The following is a 2,536-nucleotide window of genomic DNA, read 5'->3' as shown; positions in this document are numbered from 1 at the left end:
CTCCGCGGTTTCCTCCCTCGAGGCTTGTCCAACGCCTGCCCGCATGCGTCGTCGTGCGCTCACGCGTCGGCACACAAGGGCAGGCGTCGAACAAGCCTTAACATGAAGAGACGTTCGCCAAGTCGCTTGAGTGGACATTCATTCGTCGGCTTCACTCTCGCTAACGGTCGTTCGGCCTTCGGCCAGTGCGTCGGGTGTTCGGCATTCCATGCGCGATCGTGCCGACATACATAAGGGCATACTCGGTCCCCATGCTCCGCGTTGACGTAAGTCCACTGGGTCTCGCCGACGCAAAGCACGAAGACGTCGATGCGTGTCTGGGCGCCGACGACCCATTCCGAAAAGCCCACCTCGCGATCGACAACACCGGAAGTGTTGTAACTAATATTCGAGAACAGTCGTAGCGTCACCTGCCAGTTATTGATTGGGGAAACTGTTCGCGCAACCGCTTCTTGTTGATTTTCCCGACACTTGTCTTCTCCAGCGAGTCGACGAACTTGACGATCTGCGGCACCGCATATCTGGAGATCACCCCTTTGTCACTGAACATGAGGACGTGCCTGGTGATTTCCTCCTCGGTGACCGGAGGAGTGTGGTCCTCTGCGAGCACGATCAACGCCACCGGGCGTTCGCCCCATTTCGTATCCTGGACTCCGATTACGGCAACCTCGGCAACGCCTGGATGTTGGGAGATCAGACTTTCGATTTCGAGCGAGGACACCCACTCGCCGCCGGACTTGATCACGTCCTTGAGACGATCTGTGATCTGCAAATAGCCATCAGTGCCGATGCTGGCGATGTCCTGCGTATGCAGATAGCCGCCCGCCCACAGTTGCGCGGAGGCCGCTTCGTTTTTCAGGTAGCCTTGGGTCAACCAGGGCGCGCGCACGACGATTTCGCCCGCCGCCTTGCCATCGTGCGGCATGTCGCGCATCTGCTCGTCGACAACGCGTAGCTCGACCAGCGGTAACGGCAGGCCCGTAGTGCAGCGCAAGCGCAACTGTTCGGCGGAATCGCGCGTAGCGTCCGTCGGTTTCAGTTGCGCGAGACTGAGGGCGGGACAGGTTTCGGACATGCCGTATCCGGCGAAAATATCGATGCCCCGTTCGAGCGCCGCGCGCGCCAAACCATGAGGCAACGCACCGCCGCCGATCACGACCTTCCAGTGGCTGAGATCAATATCTCTGGACAACGACGAACTCAGCAGCATGTGCAGGATGGTGCCGACGCAATGCGAGAACGTGACGTTTTCATCGCGTATCAGTTCGAGCAACCGGTCCGGCATGTAGCGGCCGGGATAGACTTGCTTCACACCCAGCATGGTCGCGACGTAGGGCATGCCCCATGCGTGAACATGAAACATTGGCGTGAGCGGCATGTACACGTCGCCGCGATGAAAGCGCTGGCCACTTACAGGGCTAGCCAGTGCGGCCATCATTGAAAGGGTATGTACAACCAGTTGGCGATGGGTGAAGTAGACGCCCTTTGGTAATCCGGTGGTGCCCGTCGTATAGAACGTAGTGGCGCGAGTGTTTTCGTCGAAGTCCGGAAAGTCGAACCTCGGCGAGCTTGCGGCGAGCATCGCCTCATACTCGGTGGAGAACCGGATCGTGGGTGTGCATTGCGCGCCGTCGTCGTCGATCAGAACAATGGTATGCGCTGTTTCGAACTGCTCCTTGATCGCTTCGATCGTCGGCAGGAAATCCGTATGAACGAGCAGCACCTCGGCGCCGGCATGATTGATCGTGTACAGGATCTCCGCCTGGGACAAGCGGACGTTGACGGTCTGCAATATGGCTCCCATCATGGGTACCGCGAAGTAGCATTCGAGGTAACGATGACTATCCCAATCCATGATCGCCACCGTGCTGCCATGTTCTACGCCAAGGCCGCTCAGACCGTTCGCCAGTCGCGCAATGCGTTCTGGCAGGATCGAATAAGTCAGCCTTCGCTTGCCGAGATAAACGATTTCCTGTTCGGGTGCATGGGCGAGCGGCGTATGCAGCAACTGCTTGATCAATAGTGGGTACGCATAGGCTGATACTTTCGTATCCATCGCCTGCTCTTGTACTGTCTGTCGGTTCATTACGGCACCTTCCGGTTGTGTCATGTGAACAGAAACCCTGAATAAAAGAATCATAAAAACCAGACATCGGAAAACGATGCAACGGGTCCGCGCAGGTGGTTGATCAATGCTAGTTCCGCAGGCGCTGGATACCGGCTGGGCAGCGTCATCATGCCCAGCGAGTCTTGCCGTGCTAGTGCAGGCAACTGTAGAGAGCTTTCCCGGAGCGAGTTCATCCTTTCGTAACTGATGCTGATCATTTCGACACTCCCCGCATTGGGAATCGCCCGAGCTTCCTAACTGCTCTCCACTAGATATTTGGTATGGCGCGATCAAATTTGAAGTGCAACACCTTGCTCGTGTAAGGTGTGCCAATGCAAAAAAAGAAGTTACCAACAACTGCAGCCTGAAGAACGCATGACGATTGCAAGCATGAAGCAGCAGGGTTCGAGTGTTCGGGCCATGGCCCGA

General features: G+C 57.1%; 3 protein-coding genes. 1 reads left to right on the top strand and 2 read right to left on the bottom strand.

The features are described from left to right. Positions 1-406 precede the first annotated feature (406 nt). Both HWY30_RS40605 and HWY30_RS40600 read right to left on the bottom strand, forming a co-directional pair. Positions 407-2,086: a fatty acid--CoA ligase gene (locus tag HWY30_RS40605; protein ID WP_090812089.1), complete on the bottom strand. Its 1,680-nt coding sequence runs from the start codon at positions 2,084-2,086 to the stop codon at positions 407-409. A 50-nt stretch (positions 2,087-2,136) separates the two neighbouring features. Continuing rightward, on the bottom strand, positions 2,137-2,325 hold the full coding sequence (locus HWY30_RS40600) for a hypothetical protein (protein ID WP_143037321.1): 189 nt from the start codon (positions 2,323-2,325) through the stop codon (positions 2,137-2,139). 106 nt (positions 2,326-2,431) lie between these two features. Here HWY30_RS40600 and HWY30_RS42660 point away from each other — a divergent pair. After that, a partial coding sequence (locus HWY30_RS42660; RefSeq protein ID WP_176079047.1) for a helix-turn-helix domain-containing protein occupies positions 2,432-2,536 on the top strand: 105 nt, incomplete at its 3' end.

This window comes from Paraburkholderia tuberum STM678 (genome assembly GCF_902833905.1).
GTDB lineage: Bacteria > Pseudomonadota > Gammaproteobacteria > Burkholderiales > Burkholderiaceae > Paraburkholderia > Paraburkholderia tuberum.
The sequence above is the reverse complement of the archived record's forward strand: the minus strand, read 5'-3'. Positions and strand labels throughout refer to the sequence as shown.